Below are 23,973 nucleotides of genomic sequence, written 5' to 3'. Positions count from 1 at the left end.
GCACCCTCCGTAAGGCTCACCGGACGGCGACTTCCGCAAAGCTCACCCGCTTTCTAAACGCTCGATTGAAGGCGCCGGACGCTCACCCAACGGCATGGCCCTCGCCGCCCAGGGCGCTCCGCGCCGATCGGCTCGGACTGTGCTCAGCGGGGAGCCGAGCTCCCCGCACCCCTGGCCGGGGGCCTCCCGGCCCCCTGGACCCCCGTGTGTGGAGCGGTGTTTCCAATGATCGCGAGGCCGGTTGACGCGGCATGTCGATGATTGGCGCAGAACAGGGAAGTCGCCATGTCACGACCGGAGCGTTCAGTCCGCATGCGTTGGCCGCTCATGACCATGTTCCTTTGGCCGCCATCCAGTTGCGGAGGGTGACCTCGCCGGCGAGGAGCGGATCTGCGAAGGCGCACACCAGATCAATGGCATAAGCGAACCGCCCAGGGTAACCGCTGGCGGCGCTGCCTTGACGTCGGCGCCAAGCGGCGTAGGAGGACTGGCGCCGTTCGGCCAGATCTGTGATGGACGTACTGAGCGGCTTCAGGCTGATACCACGGTGATCTGCGGTGGCGTTGAGCGCTGCGGTCAGGTCACCGCCATGCAGATCATGGAGTGAGATCAGCCGAAAAAGATCCGCGTAGTCACGATCACGCGTGTTGAGGTCACCAAGGGCAACTGCGGTGGAGAGTTTCTCGGCTATGACAGTAGCCAGAGGGTAGCCGAAGATCTGGAAGCTCTCCGTGGAGAGGTGCTGTGGGTAGGAATTGGGCGAGCAGGAGGCCGCCTTTGAGGATGAGATGCCGACCGCCGAGCGGGGAGACCGCCACACGATAGAGGAAGCGCCCGAGAACGTACTCGATCATGAGCTCGTCGGTCGATCGCCTGCTGCGTTTGGCCAGGTTGCGGAGGTCGTTGTAGATGCGCCCGGCAGTGGTGATGCGAGTGGGGTTGGGCATCAGGCGAGCACCGCCTCGATGACGGGACGGATGAGCTTCAGCGCGCCCAGCTTGCCGGCGATGCGCTGGAGTTCGCCGAGTTGGGCGGGGGTGGCGCCGCGGACGTAGCGGCCGAGCGCGGAGAGCGCGAGGGTCTCACCGATGCGTCCGCGATGACGCATGGCGTCTACGACACTCCGGGCGGCGCTGTAGACGGGCACGGTTTCCCCCGGCGCGGCCTCGAACCACGCGATGCCCAGCGTGAAAACGGCGGGGGAGTACTGGGCGACCACGACAGGCGGGTAGGAGATCGACGGGCGATGTCGTCCCCGTGGCACCGCGATGTGGACGGCCGACGGGATGTCATCGATGAGCTCATGAACGGCGAGGGCGGACTCCTCGCATACGACTGCATGCGGGACACGGGTGCACACAGCCAAGAGGTCGAGATGTGCTGTCTCCGGCGCTGATGCCTGCCGGTAGACCCCACGGGAGAGCTCATAGATCTCTCCATCCGCGACCAGGGAGCCCAAGTCGCGGGAGGTGAGTGCGGCCAGACGAGCTTGCCCCGCGGTGAAGGTGGGGGAGAGACCGGCGAGTCTTGTCTGGAGTCTAGATGTCTCCGCAGGATCCATGCATCAAATCCTACCCATCGTCGGCCCAGAGGGGGTGGATTTGATGCAGTCTTCTGTCGGCCGCGTCGACACCGCGGGCCTCGCGCCAGTCCGCTGGTACCCGTCATCGAGGAAGTGGTGTGGTCGCGGCGCTTTCGTCCTCAGGCCGCCGTGGGCAGGCTCCTATGAGTGCTAGCGTCCTCGGGCGTGGACGAGAGGGCACACGCCGATTCCCCGGTGGAGGATGACCGAGTGTACGTCGGTAACGCCGACGTGGACGGGCCGCTGGACGGCGGGTGGCTGCTCGGCCACTTCAAACCCCGGGGCGACGTGCGGCACAGCGAGGCCGTCGAGATCAAATGGGGCCTCCACAAGCCCGGCGACGAGCGCGCCCGATGGGTCACCGGCGAGAACCGCACCGCCCTGCTCATCCTGATCAGCGGCCGGTTCCGCGTCGAACTCCCGGGGCGCAGCGTGCTGCTGGCCGAGCGGGGCGACTACGTGGTCTGGGGCGAGGGCGTCGACCATTCGTGGCGGGCGGAGGAGGAGTCGGTGGTCCTCACCGTCAGATGGCCCAGCGTGCCCGGCCACAAGGTCACTTGAGAGCTTTCGGGGACGACGTCAATGAACAGCGTCACATGGTGCTCCGCCAAGTCCGTTACAAATGATTTGTTCCGAATCGAGCTCGGCTCCCCGCTGGGCGCAGCCCGAGCCGATGGCGCGGAGCGCCGTCCGTGAGGCCCGTGGTTGGACGGGGCGGGGGCGCGAGCAGGGGGCGGGTGGGAAGTAGGCTGGATGTCATCACCCCCGCGCTCCGCTTGGCCGGGGGTAGTCGTGTTGCCATCGTGGGGCTAACTGATGAGTCTTTCCGGACTACTTGACCTTGTCGTCGCCGACCCCGAGCTGACCGCCGCCCTCGACAGGGGCGGTGACGTCGCGCTGGTGGCGCCCGCCGCGCTGCGGCCGTTCGGCGTGGCCGCGCTGGCCGGGCACGATCAGCGCACCGTGCTGGCCGTCACCGCGACGGGGCGGGAGGCGGAGGATCTGGCGGCGGCGCTGAGCAGCCTCATCGACCCCGGGTCCGTGGCGGTGTTCCCGGCCTGGGAGACGCTCCCGCACGAGCGGCTGTCGCCGCGGTCCGACACGGTGGGGCAGCGGCTGGCGGTGCTGCGGAGGCTGGCGCACCCGGTGAAGGGCGACAGCGCGGCGGGCCCGCTGAATGTGGTCGTGGCGCCCATCAGGGCGCTGCTGCAGCCGATCGTCAAAGGGCTGGGCGAGCTGGAGCCGATCCGGCTGAGGGCGGGCGACGACGCCGACCTGGACGAGGTGGTGACGCGCCTGGTGGAGAACGGCTACCACCGGGTCGACATGGTGGAGCGGCGCGGCGAGGTCGCGGTGCGCGGCGGGCTGCTGGACGTGTTCCCGCCGACGGAGGAGCACCCGCTGCGGCTGGAGTTCTGGGGCGACACGGTCGAGGAGATCCGCTGGTTCAAGGTGGCCGACCAGCGCTCGCTGGAGGCGGCGGAGGAGGGGCTGTTCGCGCCGCCGTGCCGGGAGCTGCTGCTGACCGCGGAGGTGCGGGAGCGGGCGCGGGAGCTGGCGGAGCGCTATCCGGCGCTGGCCGAGGTGCTCGACCAGCTCGCGGAGGGCACGCCGGTGGAGGGCATGGAGGCGTTCGCGCCCGCGCTCGCCGGTGAGATGGACCTGCTGGTCGACCATCTGCCGGTCAGGTCGGCGGTGTTCGTCTGCGATCCTGAGCGGATCAGGAGCCGGGCCGAGGAGCTCGTGCGCACGTCGCAGGAGTTCCTGGAGGCGTCCTGGATCAACGCGGCGGCGGGCGGCGAGGCGCCGATCGACCTGGACGCGGCGGCGTTCCGCACGCTCGACGAGATCCGTGGGCACGCCGAGGTGCTGGGCCAGCCGTGGTGGACGATGGCGCCGTTCGGCGGCGGCGTGGAGCTGGCCGCGCACGACTCGGAGGCGTACCGCGGCGACACCCGCAAGGCGCTCGACGACATCAAGGGCTGGCTGGCCGAGGACAAGGCGGTCGTGCTCATCAGCGAGGGCCACGGGTCCGCCGAGCGCATGGTGGAGCTGCTCAAGGGCGTCGACGTGCCGGCCCGCCTGCAGCGGTTCGTCGACAAGGCGCCGGAGCCGAAGGTCGTGCACGTCACCACCGGGCTGCTGGAGCACGGGTTCGTCACGCCGGGCCTGGCCGTGCTCACCCATCTCGACCTGGTGGGCCAGAAGGCGTCCACGAAGGACATGCGCCGCCTGCCGTCGCGCCGCCGCAACATGGTCGACCCGCTGCAGCTCAAGGTGGGCGACCACGTGGTGCACGAGCAGCACGGCGTGGGCCGCTACATCGAGATGGTGCGCCGCACGGTCCAGGGCGCCACGCGCGAGTATTTGGTGATCGAGTACGCCAAGGGCGACCGGCTGTACGTGCCGACCGACCAGCTCGACGAGGTCACCCGCTACGTCGGCGGCGAGTCGCCGACGCTCAACCGGATGGGCGGCGCCGACTGGGCCAAGGCCAAGTCGCGGGCGAAGAAGGCGGTCAAGGAAATCGCCGGAGAGCTGATCCGGCTCTACTCGGCCCGCATGGCCTCGCCCGGCCACCCGTTCGCGCAGGACTCGCCGTGGCAGCGCGAGATGGAGGACGCGTTCCCGTACGCGGAGACCGCCGACCAGCTGGAGGCCATCGACGAGGTCAAGCGCGACATGGAGCGCGGCGTCCCGATGGACCGGCTGATCTGCGGCGACGTCGGCTACGGCAAGACCGAGATCGCGGTGCGCGCGGTGTTCAAGGCCGTGCAGGACGGCAAGCAGGTGGCGGTGCTGGTGCCGACGACGCTGCTGGTGCAGCAGCACATGTCGACGTTCACCGAGCGGTTCTCCAGCTTCCCCGTCACCATCAAGCCGATCTCCCGCTTCCAGAACGACGCCGAGGTCAAGGGCACGCTCGACGGGCTGCGCTCCGGCGCGGTCGACGTGGTGATCGGCACCCACCGGCTGCTCAGCCCGGAGGTGAGGTTCAAGGACCTCGGGCTGATCATCATCGACGAGGAGCAGCGGTTCGGCGTCGAGCACAAGGAGGCCATGAAGCACCTGCGCACGCAGGTGGACGTGCTGGCCATGTCGGCGACGCCGATCCCGCGCACGCTGGAGATGGGCCTGACCGGCATCCGCGAGATGTCGACCATCCTCACCCCGCCGGAGGAACGCCACCCGATCCTCACGTTCGTGGGCCCGTACGAGGAGAAGCAGATCGGGGCGGCGATCCGGCGCGAGCTGATGCGCGACGGCCAGGTGTTCTTCGTGCACAACCGGGTGGCGTCGATCAACCGGGTGGCCGCGCGGCTGCGCGAGCTGGTGCCGGAGGCGCGGATCGCGGTGGCGCACGGGCAGATGAACGAGCACCAGCTTGAGAAGATCATGGTCGGGTTCTGGGAGCGCGAGTACGACCTGCTGGTCTCGACCACGATCGTGGAGTCCGGGCTGGACGTGCCCAACGCCAACACGCTCATCGTGGACCGGGCGGACAACTACGGCCTGTCGCAGCTCCACCAGCTGCGCGGGCGGGTCGGGCGGGGCAGGGAGCGCGGTTACGCCTACTTCCTCTACCCGCCGGAGAAGCCGCTGACCGAGACCGCGCACGAGCGGCTGGCCACGATCGCCCAGCACACCGAGATGGGCGCGGGCATGTACGTGGCGATGAAGGACCTGGAGATCCGCGGCGCCGGCAACGTGCTGGGCGCCGAGCAGTCGGGCTTCATCGCGGGCGTGGGCTTCGACCTGTACGTCCGGCTGATGGCCGAGGCGGTGCAGGAGCAGAAGGCCAAGCTCGAAGGCGTGGCGGCGGCCCCCGAGCAGCACGACGTCAAGGTCGAGCTGCCGATCAACGCGCACATCCCGCACGACTACGTCACCTCGGAACGGCTGCGGCTGGAGGCCTACAAGCGGATCGCGGCCATCGCCGAGCCGGCGCACATCGACGAGGTGCGCGACGAGCTGACCGACCGCTACGGCAAGCCGCCGGTCGAGGTGGAGAACCTCCTGGAGGTCGCCGCGTTCCGGCTCAGGGCGCGCAAGGCCGGGCTGACGGACGTCACGCTGCAGGGGCAGTACATCAAGTTCGGTCCGGCGCGGCTGCGGGAGTCGCAGCAGATCCGGCTCGACCGGCTGTACAAGAAGTCGGTCTACAAGCAGGCCGCGGAGACGCTGCTGGTGCCGGTGCCCAAGACGAAGCCGCTGGGTGGGCAGCCGTTGCGCGACATGGATCTGCTCAAATGGTGCGGCGACCTGATCGAGGCGATGTTCCTCGAACTCGCGCCGGTAAGCTGACTGGGGTTTTTGTCGGAAAGGGACACACGTGAAGTCGATACGAGTGGCTGTGGCCGCCGCGGCAGCCGGGGTGAGCTTCCTCGGCCTGGCCGCCTGCTCTACCCCTGTCGAGGCCGGAGCGGCGGCGATCGTCGGTGATCAGCGCATCTCCTCCAGCGACCTGAACGCGAACGTGAAGAGCTACCAGGCCGCGCTGGAGAGGGCGAACATCGGGCCCGACCAGCTCACGGCGCCCGTCGCGCAGTTCGTCCTCTTCAGCATGACCAACCAGCTCCGCTACCAGCAGCTGGCCGACAAGCATGGCGTCACGGTCAGCGAGACGGAGATCGACACCGCGCTCAAGGACCCGGGCCAGTTCCAGGACCCCGAGATGAACCTGCTGTCCAAGGGCGTCTCGCCGGCTGACGCGCGCGACTACGTCAAGGCCGAGGTGGGCATCCGCAAGGTCATGGACAAGTTCGGCGGCGCGGGCAATCAGCAGGCCGCCGCCAAGGTGCAGCAGGAGTTCAACTCGATCAAGACGGTCTTCAGCCCCCGTTACGGCACCCTCCAGCAGGGTCAGGGCTTCGTCGACCCGGGCCGCTTCGGTAAGCCGGCCCAGACCGCGCAGCAGCCGCAGGGCTGACATGCCGCTCGTCGTCGTCACCACCTCGCCGCGCGTCGCGCCTGGGCTGCTCAGCCACCAGGCGTGGCAGGCGTTCCGGTCCGGCCCGGTGCTGACGGGCTCGCCGGACCATCCGCAGCTGCCGTACCTCGCCGAGGCGGGGGTGGAGGTCGCGGTCGTCACCCCCGACCCGGCAGGGCTGGTCGCGCGGGCGGCGGGGGAGACGGTGGTCTGGCTCGCCGCCGACGGCGACGAGGACTTCATGCGCGCCCTCGGCCACGCCGCGATCGCGCTCGACGACCCGCCGCTGATCGAGGTGGTGCCCGGTTCGTACGACCTGCCGGGCGCGCGCGTGCTCGATCTCGTACGGGTGATGGACCGGCTGCGCACCGAGTGTCCGTGGGACCGCAAGCAGACGCACGAGTCGCTGGTGCCCTACCTGCTCGAAGAGGCTTACGAGGTGCTGGAGACGATCGAGGAGGGCGACCACGACGCGCTCCGCGAGGAGCTCGGCGACCTGCTGCTCCAGGTGGTCTTCCACGCCCGCGTGGCGGAGGGCTTCGACGTCGACGACGTGGCCGACGGCATCGTCGGCAAGCTGGTGCGGCGCCACCCCCACGTGTTCGGCTCGGTCAAGGCGGAGAGCGCCGACGAGGTGAACGACAACTGGGAGGCGATCAAGGCCGCCGAGCGGGCTTCCCGGGGCGACGAGTCGCTGCTCGACGGGGTGCCGATGGGCCAGCCGGCGCTGTCGCTGGCGGCCCAGCTGCTGCGCCGCGCCGAGCGGTCGGGCGTGCCTGACGGCCTGTCCGCGGCGGTCGGCCAGGGGGTCGCCCGCGAGCTGTTCGACCTGGTGAAGCGGGCGCGCTCGGCGGGCGTCGACCCGGAGGCGGAGCTGCGGGCCGCGGCGCGGACGTATCGCGACCGGGTGCGCGCGTGGGAGTCGCGCCGGTCGTGATGCCCTCTACCGATAGGCTCTGAACGCATATTGCCTATCGATTCAGGAGCGCATCCCGTGGCTACCATCGAGGTCGTTTACGCTCGCGAGATCCTCGACTCCAGGGGCAACCCGACGGTCGAGGTCGACGTGGTCCTCGACGACGGCAGCACCGGCCGGGCGGCGGTGCCCAGCGGCGCGTCCACCGGCCAGTTCGAGGCCGTCGAGCTGCGTGACGGCGACGACCGCTACGGCGGCAAGGGCGTACGCAAGGCCGTGCTGGCCGTGACCGACGAGATCTTCGACGAGATCCACGGCATCGAGGCCGAGGACCAGCGCATCGTCGACCAGATCATGATCGATCTGGACCGTACGCCCAACAAGGCCAAGCTGGGCGCCAACGCGATCCTGGGCGTCTCGCTGGCCGTGGCCAAGGCCGCCGCCGACAGCGCCGAGCTGCCGCTCTTCCGCTACCTCGGCGGCCCCAACGCCCACGTGCTGCCGGTGCCGATGATGAACATCCTCAACGGCGGCGCGCACGCCGACACCAACGTCGACATCCAGGAGTTCATGATCGCGCCGATCGGCGCCGAGTCGTTCGGCGAGGCCGTGCGCATGGGCACCGAGGTCTACCACGCGCTCAAGAAGGTGCTCCAGGAGAAGGGCTACGCCACCGGTCTCGGCGACGAGGGCGGGTTCGCGCCCAACCTGCCGTCCAACCGCGACGCGCTCGACCTGATCCTGGTGGCCATCGAGCGGGCCGGCTTCACCCCCGGCGCCGACGTGGCGCTGGCGCTCGACGTGGCCGCCACCGAGTTCCACAAGGACGGCGTCTACACCATCGACGGCAAGGGCCTGTCCGCCCAGGAGCTGATCGCCTTCTACGCCGACCTGGTCGACAACTACCCGCTGGTGTCCATCGAGGACCCGCTCGACGAGGAGGACTGGGAGGGCTGGAAGGCCATCACCGAGGCACTCGGCGACCGGGTCCAGCTCGTCGGCGACGACCTGTTCGTGACCAACCCCGAGCGGCTGGCGCGCGGCATCGGGTCGGGCACCGCCAACGCCCTGCTGGTCAAGGTCAACCAGATCGGCACGCTGACCGAGACGTTCGACGCGGTCGACCTGGCCCACCGCAGCGGCTACCGGTGCATGATGAGCCACCGCTCCGGCGAGACCGAGGACACCACGATCGCCGACCTGGCGGTGGCGACCAACTGCGGCCAGATCAAGACGGGCGCCCCGGCCCGCTCCGACCGGGTGGCCAAGTACAACCAGCTGCTGCGCATCGAGGAGATCCTCGACGACGCCGCCCGTTACGCGGGTCGCGCGGCCTTTCCGCGTTTCCAGCAGTAATTTCGGGTAGCTGCCCGCGGCGGTCCGATGGCGCCGCGGGCGGTTCGTACGGGGAGGTGGATGCCGGAGGTGGCGAGGAAACCGCAGTTGACGGGGCGGGCCGCGATCCTCGCGGTGGTGGTATGCGCGATCGCCATGAGCCTTGCGTACCCCGTCCGCACCTACATCGCCCAGCGGCGCGACATCGCCGAGCTCCGCGAGGAGAAGGCCAAGGTGGAGGCCGAGCGGCAGCGGCTGCTGGCCGAGAGCCGCCAGGTCGGCGACCCCAACTGGGTCAGGCGCACGGCCAAGGAGCGCCTCCACTACTGCGGCCAGGGCGAGAGGTGCTTCGTGGTGATGGACCCCGACCCGGGCAAGGGGCAGGCGGCGGCCCAGCGGCCGGCGCAGCAGCCGCCGTGGTACCAGACGCTGTGGGAGTCGGTCCAGGCGGCCGACGACGGCACGGGCCGGCGCGCGACCGAGCAGTCGCCCGGCCAATCGGCAGGGCAACCGACCGGACAGCCGGCAGAGCAGCCCACCGGGCAGCCGGAGAAGCAGCCGGAGAAGCAGAAGGAGAGCGTTGGACAGTAAGGACGCCGAGGCCGTCGAGAAGCAGCTCGGGCGGCCGCCCCGGTCGCTGCGCCGGGTGGCGCACCGCTGCCCGTGCGGCAATCCCGACGTGGTGGAGACCGCGCCCAGGCTGGCCGACGGCAGCCCGTTCCCCACGCTCTACTACCTGACCTGCCCGAAGGCGGCCTCGGCCATCGGCACGCTGGAGGGCTCGGGGCTGATGCGCGAGATGCAGGACAGGCTGGCCGGCGACCCGGAGCTGGCGTCCGCCTACCATGCCGCGCACGACGCCTACCTGGCCAGGCGCGACGAGGTCGCCGCGGAGGAAGGGCTGGAGCCGCTGGCGCCCGGCATGCAGAGCGCCGGAGGCATGCCGCTGCGGGTCAAGTGCCTGCACGCGCTCGTCGCGCACGAGCTCGCGGCGCCGGGGAGCAACCCGTTCGGCAGGGAGGCGCTGGAGGCCCTCCCCGAGTGGTGGAGTGACGGACCATGCGTGTAGCCGCCATCGACTGCGGCACCAACTCGGTGCGCCTGCTCGTGGCCGACGCCGGCGAGGCCGCGCTGGCCGACGTCGAGCGGCGGATGGAGATCGTACGACTGGGCCAGGGCGTCGACCGGACCGGGCGGCTGGCTCCGGAGGCGCTGGAGCGCACGTTCGGCGCGATGCGCGCCTACCGCAAGCTGATCGACCAGCACGGCGCGAGCGCCACCCGCGTGGTCGCGACCAGCGCGACCCGCGACGCGGCGAACCGTCAGGAGTTCACCGACGGGGTGCGCGAGATCTTCGGCGTGGAGCCGGAGGTGATCTCGGGGTCCGAGGAGGCCGAGCTGTCGTTCACCGGCGCCACCAGGGGGCTGGTGCGGCTGTCGCCGGAGACCGAGGTGCCGCAGGGGCCGCTGCCGCCTTACCTGGTGGTCGACATCGGGGGCGGCTCGACGGAGTTCGTGGTGGGTTCGGAGCACGCCGAGTCGGCGATCTCGGTCGACATCGGCTGCGTGCGGCTGACCGAGCGTCACCTGCGCGACGCCGGTGACCCGCCGTCCGCGGCGGCGCTGGAGGCGGTGGTGGCCGACGTCGAGGCCGCGCTCGCCCGCGTCGAGGACGAGGTTCCGGTACGCGACGCGCGCACGCTCGTGGGGCTGGCCGGTTCGGTGACGACGGTGGCGGGCGTCGCGCTCGACCTGCCCGCCTACCTGCCGGAGCGGATCCACCACGCGCGTCTCTCCAGCGAGCAGGTGCACGACGTGACCCGGCGGCTGCTGGCGATGACCCACGACGAGCGGGCGGCGCTGCCGGTGATGCACCCGGGCCGGGTGGACGTCATCGTGGCAGGGGCGCTCATCCTCGACCGGATCGTCCGGAGGTTCGGATTCGAGCAGGTCGTCGTGAGCGAACACGACATCCTTGACGGAATTGCCTGGTCTCTCGTCCGTTAAGTCGCCAAATCTACACATATAACCGGCGTGTTCGTATTGAATGCGCAATGCCCTTGTGCTTTAGTGATCGTTGCAGTAACGGGGGCTTTGCCATATGGCCGGGCAGAGATGAATGTCGGCGTGGCAACCGTCTCCGTGTGCGTTCTTACTCTCACGGAATGGAGTCACTCTCCTATGAAGTCCTCTGCCTTAGTACGGAAGGTGGCCGCGGTCGCGTCCACCGCCGTGCTGGCCGGTCTGGTCGCCGGTCTGGCTGCTTCCCCCGCGCAGGCTGCCGCCAAGCCGCGGGTCAAGCCGAAGGTGTCGGTCTCGACGCCGAAGGCCTCCGACCGCGACTACCAGGGGTCGTGCCCGGCGAACATCACGTTCTCGGCCACGGTCAAGGTCAAGCTCAAGGGCAAGACCACGGTCGCCTACCGCTGGCTCCACGGCGACGGCTCCAAGAGCAAGGTCAAGACCGTCAAGGTCTCGGCCAAGGGCACCAAGTCGATCAAGCTCTCGGAGAAGGCCACCTTCAAGGGCGACGTCAAGGGCTGGCAGCGGCTCGAGGTACTGAGCCCGCGCAAGGTCGTCTCCAAGAAGGGCTACTTCTCGGTCGACTGCGTGCAGGCCAAGGACGTCACGCGCACCCACCTCGACAAGCGGGTGTCGGCGAAGGCATGGGCGAGCCCGTCCACGTACGTGGGCTACTGCAACCCCGGCTCGAAGATCGACTTTGTCGGCCGGATCAGCGTGGAGCGCCCGTCCTGGGTGCGCTACCGCTGGGTAGTCAACGGCAAGACCGTCGACTACGGCAAGGTCAAGGTGCGGGACTCGCGTAAGGTCGGCGTCGGCTTCTCGCCGCGCCACAGCCACAAGGGCTCGGCGGTGCTCGAGGTCCTCAGCCCGGACCGCGCGGTCTCCAACCGTGCCTACTACAAGGTCCACTGCAAGGACTACACCCCGGCGCCCGCTCCGCGGGTGAAGGTCGACGCCTCCAACCTGGTGACGGCGACCAACCACGACGGGTGCAAGGTGAGCGCGCACGCCAGGGTCAGCGCCAGCGGCTCCGACCGCGTCCGCTGGGTGTGGTCGGTGAACGGCAGCACCGTCGACTCGGGCTCCACCACCTTCCACCGGGGCGGCGCGAAGACCGTCACCCTGTCCGACACCGCGCTCTCGGGTGCGGCGAAGAACGGCGGCACCGTCCGCCTGTCGGTGTTCGGCTCCAACGACCGCGACAGCATTGCGCAGTCGTACGCCGCCTGCCAGGCTCCGAAGCCCTCGGTCTCCGTCTCCAGCGTCTCGGTGGCCGGTCAGCGCAACGAGATGTGCGCCGACAACCGGGGCCCCGGGGTCGACTTCAAGGCGACCCTGACCAGCACCGGCCCGGCGACCGTCCAGTACTACTGGGTGGTCGACGGCAAGCGTGACCACAACACGCTCGAGCGCCAGGTCAACGGCAGCCTCGACGTGACGTGGGGCGTCGGCGGCACGCGTGGCGCCTCGGTGACCGCGGGCTCTGTCGAGCTCGTCGTCGTCAGCCCCAACGCGACCTCCTCCGGCACGTCGCAGTTCAGCGCGACCTGCCCGCCCAAGGAGGCCCCGCAGACTGAGAAGCCTGCCTGATCAGTCGAGCTGAACCGGGCGGTGTCCACGTGACGCCGCCCGGTTCTTCGTTGTCCGGCCTGGTTCGTGGCGGTCCCGGACATCCGGCACCATCGATGTCATGAGCTTCGTACCTCCCGGCACCGGGTGGCCGGACGACCCGGCCACCGCCGACACCCCGGTCGCCCGAGACCCCGGCGGCGTGCGCCGCCTCGCGGAGAGCAGCGCCACGCTGGCGGAGCTCACCGCCAGGCAGTCGGTCTGCCGGGCCTGCCCGCGCCTGGTCGCCTGGCGCGAGGAGGTCGCCGAGGTCAAGCGGCGGGCCTTCGCGGACGAGACCTACTGGGGGCGCCCCGTCCCCGGGTGGGGCGACGAGCGTCCGCGCGTGCTCATCGTCGGGCTGGCCCCCGCCGCGCACGGAGGCAACAGGACCGGCCGGATCTTCACCGGCGACCGCAGCGGCGACTGGCTGTTCGCCTCCCTCCACCGCACCGGCCTGGCCGCGAAGCCGACCAGCACGCACGCCGGCGACGGGCAGGAACTGATCGGCGCAAGGGTGGCGGCCTCGGTCCGCTGCGCGCCCCCCGCGAACAAGCCGCTGCCCGAGGAGAAGGCCGCCTGCTTCCCGTGGCTGGCCCGTGAGCTCGCGCTGGTGGCGCCGGACGTCCGGGTCGTGGTCGCGCTCGGCGGCTACGCCTGGCAGGCCATGTGGCCCGCGCTCAAGGAGGCCGGCTACGCCCTGCCGCGCAGCCGCCCGCCGTTCGGCCACGGCGTCGAGCTGGCGGTCTCGTACGGGGACGCGCCCGTCACGCTGCTCGGCTGCTACCACCCGAGCCAGCAGAACACGTTCACCGGCAGGGTCACCGCCGAGATGCTCGACGCGGTCTTCATACGGGCGGGCGAGCTGTCGGTGTGACGCATCCCATCACGCGGAGATTGGCGTCCGGGGAGAGGCGGACGTAGGCTTGTGAATGCTTTCACAAGCACTCCACGAGGGATGGGGCTTCAGGATGAACAAGCACATCTTGATCGTCGGCGGTGGGTACGTCGGCCTCTACACGGCACTGCGCCTGCAGCGCGGCCTGCGCCGGGAGCTGCGCGACGGCTCCGTCAGCATCACGATCATCGATCCCCAGTCCTACATGACCTACCAGCCGTTCCTGCCGGAGGCCGCGGCGGGCAACCTCTCACCCCGGCACATGGTGGCCCCGCTCCGGCGGGTGCTGCCCAAGGTGCGGATACTCAACGGACGGGTGACCAAGGTCAACCACGCGGCCAGGACCGTCACCTTCCAGCCGCCCGAGGGCGACGCGCGCGACCTCGCCTACGACGTGGTCGTCATGGCGGCGGGCTCGATCTCCCGTACGCTGCCGATCCCCGGGCTCACCGACATCGGCATCGGATTCAAGACCGTCGGCGAGGCCATCGCGCTCCGCAACAGGGTGCTCCACCTGCTCGACGTGGCCGAGTCGACCGACGACCCCGAGGTGCGCCGCAGGGCGCTGACCTTCGTGGTCGTGGGCGCGGGCTTCGCCGGCGTGGAGGCGCTGGCCGAGCTGGAGGACATGGCCAAGGACTCCACCCGCTACTACCGCAACATCAAGCCGTCGGACGTCCGCTGGGTGCTCGTCGAGGCGACGAACCGGGTGCTGCCCGAGGTCGGCCCCGAAATGGGCAGGTGGACGCTGGAGCAGCTGCGCGAGCGCGGCATCGACGTCAGGCTGGAGACCCGGCTGGAGTCCTGCGCGGGCGGCCACGTGGTGCTGTCGGACGGCACCGAGTTCGACGCCGAGACGCTCGTGTGGACGGCCGGCGTCAAGCCCAGCCCGGTCGTCAGCTCCAGCGACCTGCCGCTCGACGAGCGCGGCCGGATCAGGACCCTGGCCACCCTCGCCGTCGAGGACACCCCCGGCGCCTTCGCGGCGGGCGACCTGGCGGCGGTGCCCGACCTGACGAACCCGGGTGAGTTCTGCGCGCCCAACGCCCAGCACGCCGTCCGCCAGGCCAAGGTGCTCGGCGACAACATCGTCCGCTACCTCCGCGGGCAGGAACTGGCCGAATACAGCCACAAGTACGTCGGATCGGTCGCCGGCCTGGGCCTGCATCAGGGCGTGGCCAACGTCTATGGCATCAAGCTTCGCGGATTCCCTGCATGGTTCATGCACCGCACCTACCATCTGTCGCGGGTGCCGACGCTGAACCGCAAGGTCCGCGTCGTCGTCGACTGGACCCTGGCCCTGTTCTTCAAGCGGGAGACCATCTCCCTGGGTGAGATGGAACACCCGCGCGAGGGCTTCAGGGCCGCGGTCGCGACGATGCGCCGCTGAGCCCGGATCGGCGACGCGCCCCGGTGAGCGCCGGGGCGTGCCGGCGCCCACCGGCCGATCGGAGGGGGATCGCGGGTGGGGCTGTCAGCGGTGACCGTGCTGGGCGTGGACCGGCCGGGAGTGATCGCCGCGGTCACCGGGGCGCTGGCCGGATGCGGGGCCAACATCCAGGACTCCACGATGACGTTGCTGGGCGGGCACGTCGCCATGATGCTGCTGGTCAACGGCGAGCTGAGCGCCGACGAGCTGACCAAGCACCTCACGGCGCCGGACCTGGTGGTGACCGCCGCCGCCGTCGCGGCCCGCCGCGACTTCCGCCGCCGGGAGAACGGCCTCGGCTACGTGCTCACCGTGCACGGTCCCGACCGGCCGGGCATCATCTCCGGGATCAGCACCGTGCTCGCCGCCGACGGCGGCAACATCACCGGGATGAGCACCCGGCTCACCGGCCGCCTGTACGTGCTCATCGCCGACGTCGAGCTGCCGGAGAAGGTGGACGTGGCCGACCTGATGCGGCGGCTGGCCGCCGTCGGAGCCGGGCTCGACTCCGAGATCACCTTCCGCCCCGTCGAACCCGATCTGCTGTGACGGGCTCCGGGGCGCCCGGGGCGCAGACCTCCGCCGTGACGGGGACGGCGCGGCCGGTGCTGCCCGCCCCCCATCCCGTCCTGTCGTCGCCGGCCGAGGAGGTCGACCCCACCGCGCCGGCGGTCGTGTCCGCCGCGGCCGACCTCCTCGCCACCCTCCGCCGCGAGCCCGCCACCGGGCTGTCGGCGCCGCAGATCGGCCTGAGCTGGCGCCTGATCGCCTTCGACGCCCGCAGCCACCCCCGGACCCGGTCCTGGGCGGGAGAGCTCGTGGTGGTCAATCCTCGCCTCGCGGAGGCCGCCCGCTGGGACTCGGGGCGCGAGGGCTGCGCCTCCGTCGCGGACCTCACCGCCGATGTCCGGCGGGCCACACATATCACCGTACGTGGGCGTTTGCCAGGAAGCGGAGAGCCCGTCACCATCGAAGCTGACGCATTCGAAGCCAGGTGTATTCAGCACCAACTGGACCATCTGGACGGCATACTCTTCCTGGACAGAGTGTCCGGAGCCCTATCACTTCACCGCAGACTTCACAGATGTGGCGGGTGATGCGAAGTTGTGCCCACCGGAAGCATGGTCCGTTTCGTATGATTGCGGCGCCCCCGTAGCCCAATGGCAGAGGCAAACCCCTTAAAAGGGTTGCGGTGCGGGTTCGAATCCCGCCGGGGGCACCGGCTCTCTACCACGGGAAATGCAGCGAATTTCGGCTTTACCTCGTCGGGAACTTCCGGAGCGTCACGTACGTTGACCTCCCTGCTGAAGTCTCGAAGCTACATAGATCTGAGCGCTAGTTGACCTAGGTGCCGCCCGGTCCCATAGGCTCGGCGCAGGAGGCAGCGATGCAGAGCAAGAACCCCGTATTCAGTAGGTCACAGTCGGCAGGCTGGGGCAGCCAGGCGACCCCGACCCCACAGCAGTTGCAGAACATGTACGACTCTCCGTCGTACGCCCCCCCGGCGCAGCCCGCCTACCGCACGATGACCATCGACGACGTGGTGGTCCGCGGCTTCATGACGCTGGGCACGCTCGTCGTGGCGGCGGCCGCCTCGTGGTATCTCGACGTCCCCCTGGCCGTGGCCATCGGCTCCGCCATCGTGGCCCTGGTCCTCGGCCTGATCGCCTCGTTCACGATGAGCACCAACCCGGCGCTCATCCTGGGCTACGCCGCCTTCCAGGGCGTCTTCCTCGGCGCCGTGAGCAGTGTGTTCGACTCGCAGATCAACGGCATCGTGGTCCAGGCGGTGCTCGCCACCGCCATGGCGTTCGCCGGCACACTCGCCGTCTACACGCTGCGCATCATCCGCGTCACCCCCAAGCTGGTCAAGTACGTCGTCGCGGCGGCGGTCGCGGCGCTCGGCCTGATCCTGGTCAACCTGATCGCCGGCTTCTTCGTCGAGGGCGGCCTGGGCCTGCGTGACGGCGGCCCGCTGGCCATCGTCTTCAGCGTCGCGATGATCCTGCTCGGCTGCTTCTTCCTGCTCCTCGACTTCGACTCGGTCGAGCAGGGCGTCAAGCAGGGCGCCCCGGAGAAGTTCGCCTGGCAGTGCGCCTTCGGCCTCACGCTGAGCCTGGTGTGGATCTACATCGAGATGCTCCGCCTCATCAGCTACTTCACCAGTAGCGACTGACACCGTCAGCACCAGAGGGCCTCGCCGTTCGGCGGGGCCCTCTCTTTGTGCGACCGGAAATCCACCTGCCGTAACAAAAGGATCGCGAACTGGGGTCTTGCCTTTCCGCAAGTGGTGTTGCAGTGTCAAGCAAAGGACCTTAATCCGTGGAGGTGCCCATGTCCTTGAACCACTCACCGGAGACGCAGACGAAGCTGATCGCCAGAGTCCCTGCCATCACGGGACGCGAACTCCCAGAGTGGTTCCAAGCCATCGACAACGGCCCGTCTTTCCTGAGGTGCGCCGAGCGGGCCAACTGGCTCGCCGACGAGCACGGGCTGACCCACGGCTACGCCGCCGCGATCGTTCACGAGCACGAGCGGTTCCGCCGTAACCGCATGGGCTTCATCTAGAGCCCCCACCGCCTACCCTGCGCCCGTGCCGCGGCACGGGCGCAGGCATGCCCCCTCGGGACATCACGACGGGATCACGACGGGATCACGACGGCACGGCGACCTCCTCCACGACGCCGCTCCGTACGATGATCCCCATGGATCTGCAGACAGCGCGAGAGTTCCTCGCCAGCAACCACAGGGCCGTCCTGCTGACCCGGCACGCCGACGGACGGCCGCAGATGTCACCGGTCGTCCTCGGCGTCGACGCCGAGGGCCGCATCGTCGTCAGCTCCAGGGAGACGGCCGTCAAGACCCGCAACGCGCGCAGGGACCCCCACGTGGCCATCTGCGCCTTCACCGACGCCTTCTACGGCCAGTGGATCCAGGTCGAGGGCACTGCGGAGATCATCTCCCTGCCCGAGGCCATGGACCACCTGGTGTCCTACTACCGCGACATCTCCGGCGAGCACCCCGACTGGGACGACTACCGCGCGGCCATGGTCCGCGAACGGCGGGTGGTCCTCCGCATCACGCCGGAGCGGGCCGGGCCCGACTTCCACGGCTGAGCCCGGCCCTCACTCGCGGTCGTCAGCTCAGGCGCTCAAGGAGCAGCGCCATGCCCTGGCCGCCGCCCACGCACATGGTCTCCAGGCCGATCGTCTTGTCGTGGTGCTGGAGGCTGTTGATCAGCGTCGAGGTGATGCGGGCGCCCGTCATGCCGAACGGGTGCCCGACCGCGATCGCGCCGCCGTTCACGTTGAGGCGGTCGACGTCGATGCCGAGCTCGCGGTAGGACGGGATGACCTGGGCGGCGAACGCCTCGTTGATCTCCACCAGGTCGACGTCCTCGATCGCCATGCCGGCCCTGGCGAGGGCCTGCTTGCTGGCCTCCACCGGGCCCAGGCCCATGATCTCCGGCGACAGGCCGGAGACGCCCGTCGAGACGATCCTGGCCAGCGGGGTGATGCCGAGCTCCGCGGCCTTCGTGTCGCTCATCACGACCACCGCGGCCGCGCCGTCGTTGAGCGCGCAGCAGTTGCCCGCCGTGATCGTGCCGTCCGGACGGAAGACCGGCTGCAGGGTCGAGACCTTCTCGTAGGTGGTGCCGGCGCGCGGGCCGTCGTCCTTGCTGACCACGGTGCCGTCGGGCAGCGTCAGCGGCGTGATGTCCTTCTGCCAGAACCCGTCGGCCAGCGCCTTCTCCGCGAGGTTCTGCGAGCGCACGCCGAACTCGTCCTGCTCCTGGCGGCTGACGGACTTGAGCTGGGCGACGTTCTCGGCCGTCTGGCCCATCGCGATGTAGACGTCGGGCACCTGGTCGTCCTCGCGCGGGTCATGCCAGGTCTTGCCGCCGGCGGCGTATGACTTGGTCCGCTCACCGGCCTCGCCGAAGATCGGGTTCATGGTGTCGGGCAGGGAGTCGGAGTTGCCCTTGGCGAACCGGGAGACCGCCTCGACCCCGGCGGAGACGAACACGTCGCCCTCACCGGCCTTGATCGCGTGGAACGCCATCCGGGTCGTCTGGAGCGACGACGAGCAGTAGCGGGTGACGGTGGTGCCGGGCACGTCGTCCAGGCCCAGCATCACCGCGACCACGCGGCCCATGTTGTAGCCCTGCTCCCCGCCGGGCAGGCCGCAGCCCAGCATGATGTCGTCGATGGAGTGCGGGTCGAGCTGGGGCACCTTGGCCAGGGCCGCCTGGATCATCTGAACGGTCATGTCGTCGGGGCGCATATCCTTCAGCGACCCCTTGAAGGCCCGCCCGATGGGCGAGCGGGCGGTGGCTACGATGACGGCCTCGGGCATGGCCCCTCCTTTGTCGGCACAGTATTAGAACTATATTCCAATACCATTTCCCCGACATCAGGGCCCCTGCCTTATCGCGTGATCGAGGCGTGGGGCGTCCAGGAAGGTCAGCCGTACATCCCCGGAGTGGGCGCGGTGCCGTCGTGGACGGCGTGCATGGCGCCCTTCTCGTCGCGCCACAGCCGCCAGCCCTGCTGGCTGCCGGTGAACCAGGACGGCGGGGCGGACGCGTCGGCGATCCGCTTGCCCGACGCCAGGTCGAACTCGCACACGGCGGCGATGGAGTAGAAGCCGGGCGCCTGCCCGCGCAGGGGCAGCGGCTTGGGGTCGGTCACGCAGAAGGACCACCCGCGCTGGTCCTCGACGGCCACCGGCTTCCCGCTGACCAGGTCGAACGCGGTGCCCTTGTGGCCGTGCTTGAGGAACCCGAGCTTGTCCATGTGGTTGGGGAACGCCAGCCACCAGCCCGAGCCCGGCACGTCGGCGGCCGTGATCTGGCCGATGACGCGCCCGTTGCCGGCGTCGAGCCTGGCGAACCCGCCGTAGGCGCCGCGCTGGTCGACCGGCCGCACCACGGGGGCGTAGCCGGGGCTGCCGCTGGGGTAGACGCGCACCACCGAGGGCCGCATCCAGTTGATCGTGCCGTCGCTGATCTTCGCCGAGAACAGCCCGAACGCCGAGGTCTTCTTCGTCTGCGGGTTGGTGTAGGGGGCGACGTAGCCGATCAGGTCGTCGCCGCTGGCGCCGAACGCCCAGCCGCCCGACAGGTCGATGCCCGGCCCGAGCGCCTGCTCGATCGGCTGCTGCCACCGCAGCTTGCCGGTCTTGAGTTCGTACGACTCGAGCGTCGGGTTGGCGGCCAGCCGGAGCATCACGACCTGCTGGGAGTCGGACCACTCGACCTCGGCGATGCCGGGCAGCTTCCACAGCTGCTTGCCGGTGGCCGGGTCGAGGACCACCACGCGGGCCGAGGACAGCGCGGTGTGCTCGGACATGCACAGGTAGGGGCCGCAGCGCTGCGGGCCGAACGTGGAGTGGACCGGGCGGGTCCATCTCTGCTCGCCGGTGCGGGCGTCGCGGACGATGAGCGTCGCCTTCCAGCGGCCCTTCTTCGCCGGGTCGAGGGCCGCGACGATCGCCTGGCCGCCCGTCGTCTCGACGATGGCGGGGGCGGAGACGCCCATGCCGGGCAGGCGGCCCGCCATGGTCGCGGGGTGGGCCCAGAGCTTCTTGCCGTCGGACAGGCCGAGGGCGACGGTCTCCAGCGTGCCGTCGGACTTCATGGAGGTGGTGGTCACCACCCCGCCGGCCGTGGCCATCCGGCTGACCGCGTTGACGGCGGGGTTGTGCCAGGTCGGGAAGTCGGCGGTGGCGGCGTCGCTGCCGGAGCAGCCGGCCAGGGCCAGGGTGCCGGCGAGGGCGAGAGCGGAAGGCCGGAGCACGGGCAAATCCCTCCAAAGGGACACCGAGTGACGGCTCCGGCTCGGAGAGTGACCGGATCTAGGCGTCGTTGAGCTGCCCCCCGAGCCGACGGCGGCGGAACAACGTCGCCCACCTGCCGTGGGTGCCGGTCGTCCGCCCGTCGACCTGGGTTGCCGAAACCTCGGTGCCGGGCTCCTCCGCGGCCGTCGCCGCCGCGATGTAGATCGGTTGCAGTCCTTCGCCGGGCTCGGGTCGCGGCTCGGGCCACAACCCCAGCGCGGCGCATACAGAAGGTAGCACCGCGTAAGCAGCCTGTGCATAACCTCGGTCAGATGGATGGAAACGATCCGGTCCGAACATCTCGCCCGGATTTGCGTGGAATTCCTTGCCCAGGAGACCGGCGAACGCCACCGTACGCCCGCCCGCCTCGACCACCGCGACCGTCTGCGCGGCGGCGATCTGGCGGCTCCAGCGGCGCGCCACCCAGCGCAGCGGCTGTGCGATCGGCCGGACCGTGCCCAGGTCGGGACAGGTGCCGACGATCACCTCGGCGCCCGACTCGCGCAACCGCCGCACCGCCTTGATCAGGTGGCGGACGGCGGTGGCCGGCGGCGTCTTGGTGATGACGTCGTTCGCGCCCACGAAGATCACGGCGACGTCGGGCCGCATCGGCAGCACCGCGTCCACCTGCTCGCCCAGCTCGGCGGAGGGAGCCCCGGACTTGCCGACGACCCGCAGCTCCACCGGCCGCTCGGCGACGGCCGCGAGCCCGCAGGCGATCAGGACGCCGGGCGTCTTGCCCGGATCGGTCATGCCCAGCCCGACGGAGGTGGAGTCGCCGAGCATGGCCATCTTGAGCGGCGGGCCCGGATAGTCGCCGTAGACGCCGTCGGACGACGGGCCGTACAGGCCGTGCGGGGTGCCGATCGTGCGGCGGGCCAGCAGGCCCTCGGCGATCAGCAACGCGTACGCGGTCGCGCCGAGAGCCGTGAGCCCGCCGCCCCCGAGCGCCGCCGCGGCCGCGATCCTGCGCGCGGCCCGCGCCGCGCCCGCTGCCCACACCACGTGCGTTTTCCCCTCCACCCCAGCTCGGCGGTAGCGTTTGGTTGAAACTAGCTGAGTGCCCGCCACCCTCACGGGTTCCCGGCCACGAATCGGCTGACCAAGCTTCGGCAAAGAAGGTGAACACCTCGGTGCGCGTACATGATTCCCTGGTCGAGCTCATAGGCAACACGCCGCTCGTCCGCCTGCACAAGGTCTCGTCGGGGCTGCCCGCTCAGGTGCTCGCCAAGGTCGAGTACTTCAACCCGGGCGGCTCGGTGAAGGACCGCATCGCGGTCCGCATGATCGAGGCCGCCGAGGCCTCCGGCGCACTCCGGCCCGGAGGCGTCATCGTCGAGCCGACGTCCGGCAACACCGGCGTGGGCCTGGCCATCGTGGCCCAGCAGAAGGGCTACCGGTGCCTGTTCGTGGTGCCCGACAAGGTGGCCCACGACAAGATCGCGGTGCTGCGCGCGTACGGGGCCGAGGTGGTGGTCTGCCCGACCGCGGTCGCGCCCGACCACCCCGAGTCCTACTACTCGGTGTCCGACCGGCTGGCCGCGGAGATCCCGAACGCCTGGAAGCCCGACCAGTACTCCAACGTCGACAACCCGGAGTCCCACTACCACTCCACCGGCCCCGAGATCTGGGAGCAGACCGAGGGCCGGATCACCCACTTCGTGGCCGGCATCGGCACCGGCGGCACGATCAGCGGCACCGGGCGCTACCTCAAGGAGGTCTCCGGCGGCCGGGTCAAGATCATCGGCGCCGACCCCGAGGGTTCGGTCTACTCGGGCGGCTCCGGCAGGCCCTACCTGGTGGAGGGCGTGGGCGAGGACATCTGGCCCGACACCTACGACACCGGCATCTGCGACGAGATCATCGCGGTGTCCGACAAGGACTCGTTCAACATGACCCGCAGGCTCGCCCGCGAGGAAGGGCTGCTCGTCGGCGGCTCGTGCGGGATGGCCGTGGTGGCGGCGCTCCAGGTGGCCGCCAAGGCCGCGCCGGACGACGTGATCGTGGTGCTGCTGCCCGACGGCGGCCGCGGCTACCTCTCCAAGATCTTCAACGACGACTGGATGGCCGACTACGGCTTCCTCACCACCTCCTCGGAGGAGGAGCTGGTGGGCGACGTGCTGGCCCGCAAGGGCGAGGGGCTGCCCAAGTTCGTGCACGCCCACCCGCACGAGTCGGTCGGCACCGCGATCTCCATCATGCGCGAATACTCGGTCTCCCAGCTCCCGGTCATGAAGGAGGAGCCGCCGGTCATGGCGGCTGAGGTGGTCGGCTCCATCGTGGAGCGCGACCTGCTGGAGGCGCTCTACCGCGGCAAGCTCTCCTCCGACGACCCGATCGCCGACCACATGTCGTCGCCGCTGCCCATGATCGGCAGTGGCGAGCCGGTGTCGCGGGCGGTCGAGGCGCTGGAGAAGGCCGACGCCGCGGTGGTGCTGGAGGAGGGCAAGCCCGCCGGGCTCCTCACCCGGCAGGACCTGCTCGCCTTCCTGGCCAACCACTAGTCACCGGGGAACCCGCTCATGGAGCTGAGCGGGTTCCCTTCACCCCGGCTTCCTGATCGACTCGACCACGGCGGTGATGCCCTCGTGGCCGTGTCCCTCGGCGTCGGCGCGGGCGAACAGCCTGTGCAGGGCCTCCGGCACCGTGGTCTCCAGCCCGGCGGCGCGCAGCGTCTCCACCACGTGGCCCATGCCGACGGCCTGCATGTGCAGGCTGTTCTCGTCGCCCGGATAGACGCCCGACTCCAGCTCCTCGCTCAGGATCTTGATGTAGCCCATGGGGCCGTCGGCGGCCAGCTCGCCGTGGAGCCCCTGGGCGAGGGGCGCGAACGCCGTCGGCCGCACCCCCGCCGTCCCCACCAGCGCGGCCGCGTACATGAAGCTCGTCAGCGACGACCAGAACATCAGCAGCTGGGCCTGGTAGTACATCATCGCCAGCCCTGGGTCCTCGCCCACGTACGTCACCTCGGACAGCGCCTCCAGGGTGCCCGCGTACCGGTCGAGCGCCTCCTTCGGCCCGCTGTAGAACGTGTACGCGCCAGGTTGGCCGATCCCCGGCGGCGGCACCATGATGCCCGCCGTGACCAGCGTGCCGCCCCGCTCCGCCACCCACCCGGCCGCCTCCCGTAGTTCGTCGGGGGTGCCGGAGCTCAGGTTGACCAGCGTCTTCCCGTCCAGCCTCGCCTCGCCGAGACTCTCGTACATCGCCTGGTAGGCGGTCTGGCTGATCACCAGCAACTCGCCCGTCGCGGGTCCGGCCGCCCGCGTGGCGCCCTTGGCCACCAGCGGGTCCGCCTTGCTCGCGGTACGGTTCCACACGGTCACCTCGTGGCCCGCCGCCAGGAACGTCTCGGCCATGGCCGATCCCATCGGCCCCAGGCCGATCACTGTCACTTCACTCATGGGTCCAG

23 protein-coding genes and 1 tRNA gene are annotated in these 23,973 nt (G+C 70.1%); 18 read left to right on the top strand and 6 right to left on the bottom strand.

The window, feature by feature from the left end; translation table 11 throughout:
• Positions 1–325 precede the first annotated feature (325 nt).
• The gene (locus KME79_RS09325; RefSeq protein WP_219544079.1) at positions 326–820 is read right to left on the bottom strand and encodes a nucleotidyl transferase AbiEii/AbiGii toxin family protein; all 495 of its coding nucleotides are present in this window, start codon (positions 818–820) and stop codon (positions 326–328) included.
• A 126-nt stretch (positions 821–946) separates the two neighbouring features.
• Complete coding sequence (locus tag KME79_RS09320) at positions 947–1,561, bottom strand: type IV toxin-antitoxin system AbiEi family antitoxin domain-containing protein (protein WP_219544078.1); 615 nt, start codon at positions 1,559–1,561, stop codon at positions 947–949.
• A gap of 231 nt (positions 1,562–1,792) precedes the next feature.
• Here KME79_RS09320 and KME79_RS09315 point away from each other — a divergent pair, with 231 nt between their 5' ends.
• The 17 genes from KME79_RS09315 to KME79_RS09235 all read left to right on the top strand — a co-directional run bounded on the left by KME79_RS09315 (position 1,793) and on the right by KME79_RS09235 (position 17,839).
• On the top strand, positions 1,793–2,143 hold the full coding sequence (locus KME79_RS09315; RefSeq protein ID WP_219544077.1) for a cupin domain-containing protein: 351 nt from the start codon (positions 1,793–1,795) through the stop codon (positions 2,141–2,143).
• Between the two features lie 255 nt (positions 2,144–2,398).
• Positions 2,399–5,887 (top strand): transcription-repair coupling factor, encoded by a 3,489-nt coding sequence (mfd, locus tag KME79_RS09310; protein WP_219544076.1) that lies wholly within the window; start codon positions 2,399–2,401, stop codon positions 5,885–5,887.
• Between the two features lie 28 nt (positions 5,888–5,915).
• Positions 5,916–6,512 (top strand): SurA N-terminal domain-containing protein, encoded by a 597-nt coding sequence (locus KME79_RS09305; RefSeq protein ID WP_219544075.1) that lies wholly within the window; start codon positions 5,916–5,918, stop codon positions 6,510–6,512.
• A gap of 1 nt (position 6,513) precedes the next feature.
• Complete coding sequence (locus tag KME79_RS09300; protein WP_148029130.1) at positions 6,514–7,449, top strand: nucleoside triphosphate pyrophosphohydrolase; 936 nt, start codon at positions 6,514–6,516, stop codon at positions 7,447–7,449.
• A gap of 57 nt (positions 7,450–7,506) precedes the next feature.
• Positions 7,507–8,784, top strand: a complete 1,278-nt coding sequence (gene eno, locus KME79_RS09295; RefSeq protein ID WP_148029131.1) for a phosphopyruvate hydratase — start codon at positions 7,507–7,509, stop codon at positions 8,782–8,784.
• 60 nt (positions 8,785–8,844) lie between these two features.
• Entirely contained in the window at positions 8,845–9,354 is a 510-nt protein-coding gene (locus tag KME79_RS09290) for a septum formation initiator family protein (protein ID WP_246639510.1), read from the top strand.
• Positions 9,344–9,832 (top strand): DUF501 domain-containing protein, encoded by a 489-nt coding sequence (locus KME79_RS09285; protein WP_219544074.1) that lies wholly within the window; start codon positions 9,344–9,346, stop codon positions 9,830–9,832. Before KME79_RS09290 ends, KME79_RS09285 begins: the two co-directional genes overlap by 11 nt.
• Positions 9,823–10,770: a Ppx/GppA phosphatase family protein gene (locus KME79_RS09280; RefSeq protein ID WP_148029134.1), complete on the top strand. Its 948-nt coding sequence runs from the start codon at positions 9,823–9,825 to the stop codon at positions 10,768–10,770. Before KME79_RS09285 ends, KME79_RS09280 begins: the two co-directional genes overlap by 10 nt.
• Positions 10,771–10,944: 174 nt before the next feature.
• Positions 10,945–12,378, top strand: coding sequence for a hypothetical protein (locus tag KME79_RS09275; RefSeq protein ID WP_219544073.1), 1,434 nt, complete (start codon positions 10,945–10,947; stop codon positions 12,376–12,378).
• A 100-nt stretch (positions 12,379–12,478) separates the two neighbouring features.
• Positions 12,479–13,273, top strand: a complete 795-nt coding sequence (locus KME79_RS09270; protein ID WP_148029136.1) for a uracil-DNA glycosylase — start codon at positions 12,479–12,481, stop codon at positions 13,271–13,273.
• A 94-nt stretch (positions 13,274–13,367) separates the two neighbouring features.
• Complete coding sequence (locus KME79_RS09265) at positions 13,368–14,684, top strand: NAD(P)/FAD-dependent oxidoreductase (protein ID WP_219544072.1); 1,317 nt, start codon at positions 13,368–13,370, stop codon at positions 14,682–14,684.
• 75 nt (positions 14,685–14,759) lie between these two features.
• Positions 14,760–15,272, top strand: coding sequence for a glycine cleavage system transcriptional repressor (locus KME79_RS09260; RefSeq protein WP_148029138.1), 513 nt, complete (start codon positions 14,760–14,762; stop codon positions 15,270–15,272).
• A 35-nt stretch (positions 15,273–15,307) separates the two neighbouring features.
• Positions 15,308–15,820: a peptide deformylase gene (locus KME79_RS09255; RefSeq protein WP_148029139.1), complete on the top strand. Its 513-nt coding sequence runs from the start codon at positions 15,308–15,310 to the stop codon at positions 15,818–15,820.
• A 49-nt stretch (positions 15,821–15,869) separates the two neighbouring features.
• Positions 15,870–15,942, top strand: a tRNA-Leu gene (locus KME79_RS09250).
• 168 nt (positions 15,943–16,110) lie between these two features.
• The gene (locus KME79_RS09245) at positions 16,111–16,899 is read left to right on the top strand and encodes a Bax inhibitor-1/YccA family protein (protein WP_148029140.1); all 789 of its coding nucleotides are present in this window, start codon (positions 16,111–16,113) and stop codon (positions 16,897–16,899) included.
• 158 nt (positions 16,900–17,057) lie between these two features.
• Entirely contained in the window at positions 17,058–17,291 is a 234-nt protein-coding gene (locus KME79_RS09240) for a DUF4287 domain-containing protein (protein ID WP_148029141.1), read from the top strand.
• Positions 17,292–17,428: 137 nt separating this feature from the next.
• Positions 17,429–17,839 carry a PPOX class F420-dependent oxidoreductase gene (locus tag KME79_RS09235; protein ID WP_219544071.1) on the top strand — a complete coding sequence of 137 codons (411 nt, stop codon included), beginning with the start codon at positions 17,429–17,431 and terminating at the stop codon, positions 17,837–17,839.
• Between the two features lie 22 nt (positions 17,840–17,861).
• Here KME79_RS09235 and KME79_RS09230 read toward each other — a convergent pair whose 3' ends face one another.
• From KME79_RS09230 to KME79_RS09220, 3 genes are all read right to left on the bottom strand, one after another.
• Positions 17,862–19,079, bottom strand: a complete 1,218-nt coding sequence (locus KME79_RS09230; RefSeq protein ID WP_219544070.1) for an acetyl-CoA C-acetyltransferase — start codon at positions 19,077–19,079, stop codon at positions 17,862–17,864.
• Positions 19,080–19,186: 107 nt separating this feature from the next.
• Positions 19,187–20,521: an outer membrane protein assembly factor BamB family protein gene (locus KME79_RS09225; protein ID WP_308248848.1), complete on the bottom strand. Its 1,335-nt coding sequence runs from the start codon at positions 20,519–20,521 to the stop codon at positions 19,187–19,189.
• A gap of 58 nt (positions 20,522–20,579) precedes the next feature.
• On the bottom strand, positions 20,580–21,566 hold the full coding sequence (locus KME79_RS09220) for an SGNH/GDSL hydrolase family protein (RefSeq protein WP_148029145.1): 987 nt from the start codon (positions 21,564–21,566) through the stop codon (positions 20,580–20,582).
• Between the two features lie 128 nt (positions 21,567–21,694).
• Here KME79_RS09220 and KME79_RS09215 point away from each other — a divergent pair, with 128 nt between their 5' ends.
• Complete coding sequence (locus KME79_RS09215; protein WP_219544068.1) at positions 21,695–23,065, top strand: cystathionine beta-synthase; 1,371 nt, start codon at positions 21,695–21,697, stop codon at positions 23,063–23,065.
• A gap of 39 nt (positions 23,066–23,104) precedes the next feature.
• Here KME79_RS09215 and KME79_RS09210 read toward each other — a convergent pair whose 3' ends face one another.
• On the bottom strand, positions 23,105–23,965 hold the full coding sequence (locus tag KME79_RS09210) for an NAD(P)-dependent oxidoreductase (RefSeq protein WP_219544067.1): 861 nt from the start codon (positions 23,963–23,965) through the stop codon (positions 23,105–23,107).
• Between the last annotated feature and the right edge of the window lie 8 nt (positions 23,966–23,973).

The sequence above is a fragment of the Nonomuraea harbinensis genome (assembly GCF_019396385.1).
GTDB lineage: Bacteria > Actinomycetota > Actinomycetes > Streptosporangiales > Streptosporangiaceae > Nonomuraea > Nonomuraea ferruginea.
This window is presented reverse-complemented; position numbering and strand designations above follow the sequence as displayed.

Coding starts and splice junctions, on each gene's coding strand:
- KME79_RS09210 (WP_219544067.1), bottom strand. CDS start 23,965: ATGAGTGAAGTGACAGTGATCGGCCTGGGGCCGATGGGATCGGCCATG.
- KME79_RS09230 (WP_219544070.1), bottom strand. CDS start 19,079: ATGCCCGAGGCCGTCATCGTAGCCACCGCCCGCTCGCCCATCGGGCGG.
- KME79_RS09265 (WP_219544072.1), top strand. CDS start 13,368: ATGAACAAGCACATCTTGATCGTCGGCGGTGGGTACGTCGGCCTCTAC.
- KME79_RS09290 (WP_246639510.1), top strand. CDS start 8,845: ATGCCGGAGGTGGCGAGGAAACCGCAGTTGACGGGGCGGGCCGCGATC.
- KME79_RS09320 (WP_219544078.1), bottom strand. CDS start 1,561: ATGGATCCTGCGGAGACATCTAGACTCCAGACAAGACTCGCCGGTCTC.
- mfd (WP_219544076.1), top strand. CDS start 2,399: ATGAGTCTTTCCGGACTACTTGACCTTGTCGTCGCCGACCCCGAGCTG.
- KME79_RS09275 (WP_219544073.1), top strand. CDS start 10,945: ATGAAGTCCTCTGCCTTAGTACGGAAGGTGGCCGCGGTCGCGTCCACC.
- KME79_RS09300 (WP_148029130.1), top strand. CDS start 6,514: ATGCCGCTCGTCGTCGTCACCACCTCGCCGCGCGTCGCGCCTGGGCTG.
- KME79_RS09235 (WP_219544071.1), top strand. CDS start 17,429: ATGGATCTGCAGACAGCGCGAGAGTTCCTCGCCAGCAACCACAGGGCC.
- KME79_RS09280 (WP_148029134.1), top strand. CDS start 9,823: ATGCGTGTAGCCGCCATCGACTGCGGCACCAACTCGGTGCGCCTGCTC.
- KME79_RS09270 (WP_148029136.1), top strand. CDS start 12,479: ATGAGCTTCGTACCTCCCGGCACCGGGTGGCCGGACGACCCGGCCACC.
- KME79_RS09240 (WP_148029141.1), top strand. CDS start 17,058: ATGTCCTTGAACCACTCACCGGAGACGCAGACGAAGCTGATCGCCAGA.
- KME79_RS09245 (WP_148029140.1), top strand. CDS start 16,111: ATGCAGAGCAAGAACCCCGTATTCAGTAGGTCACAGTCGGCAGGCTGG.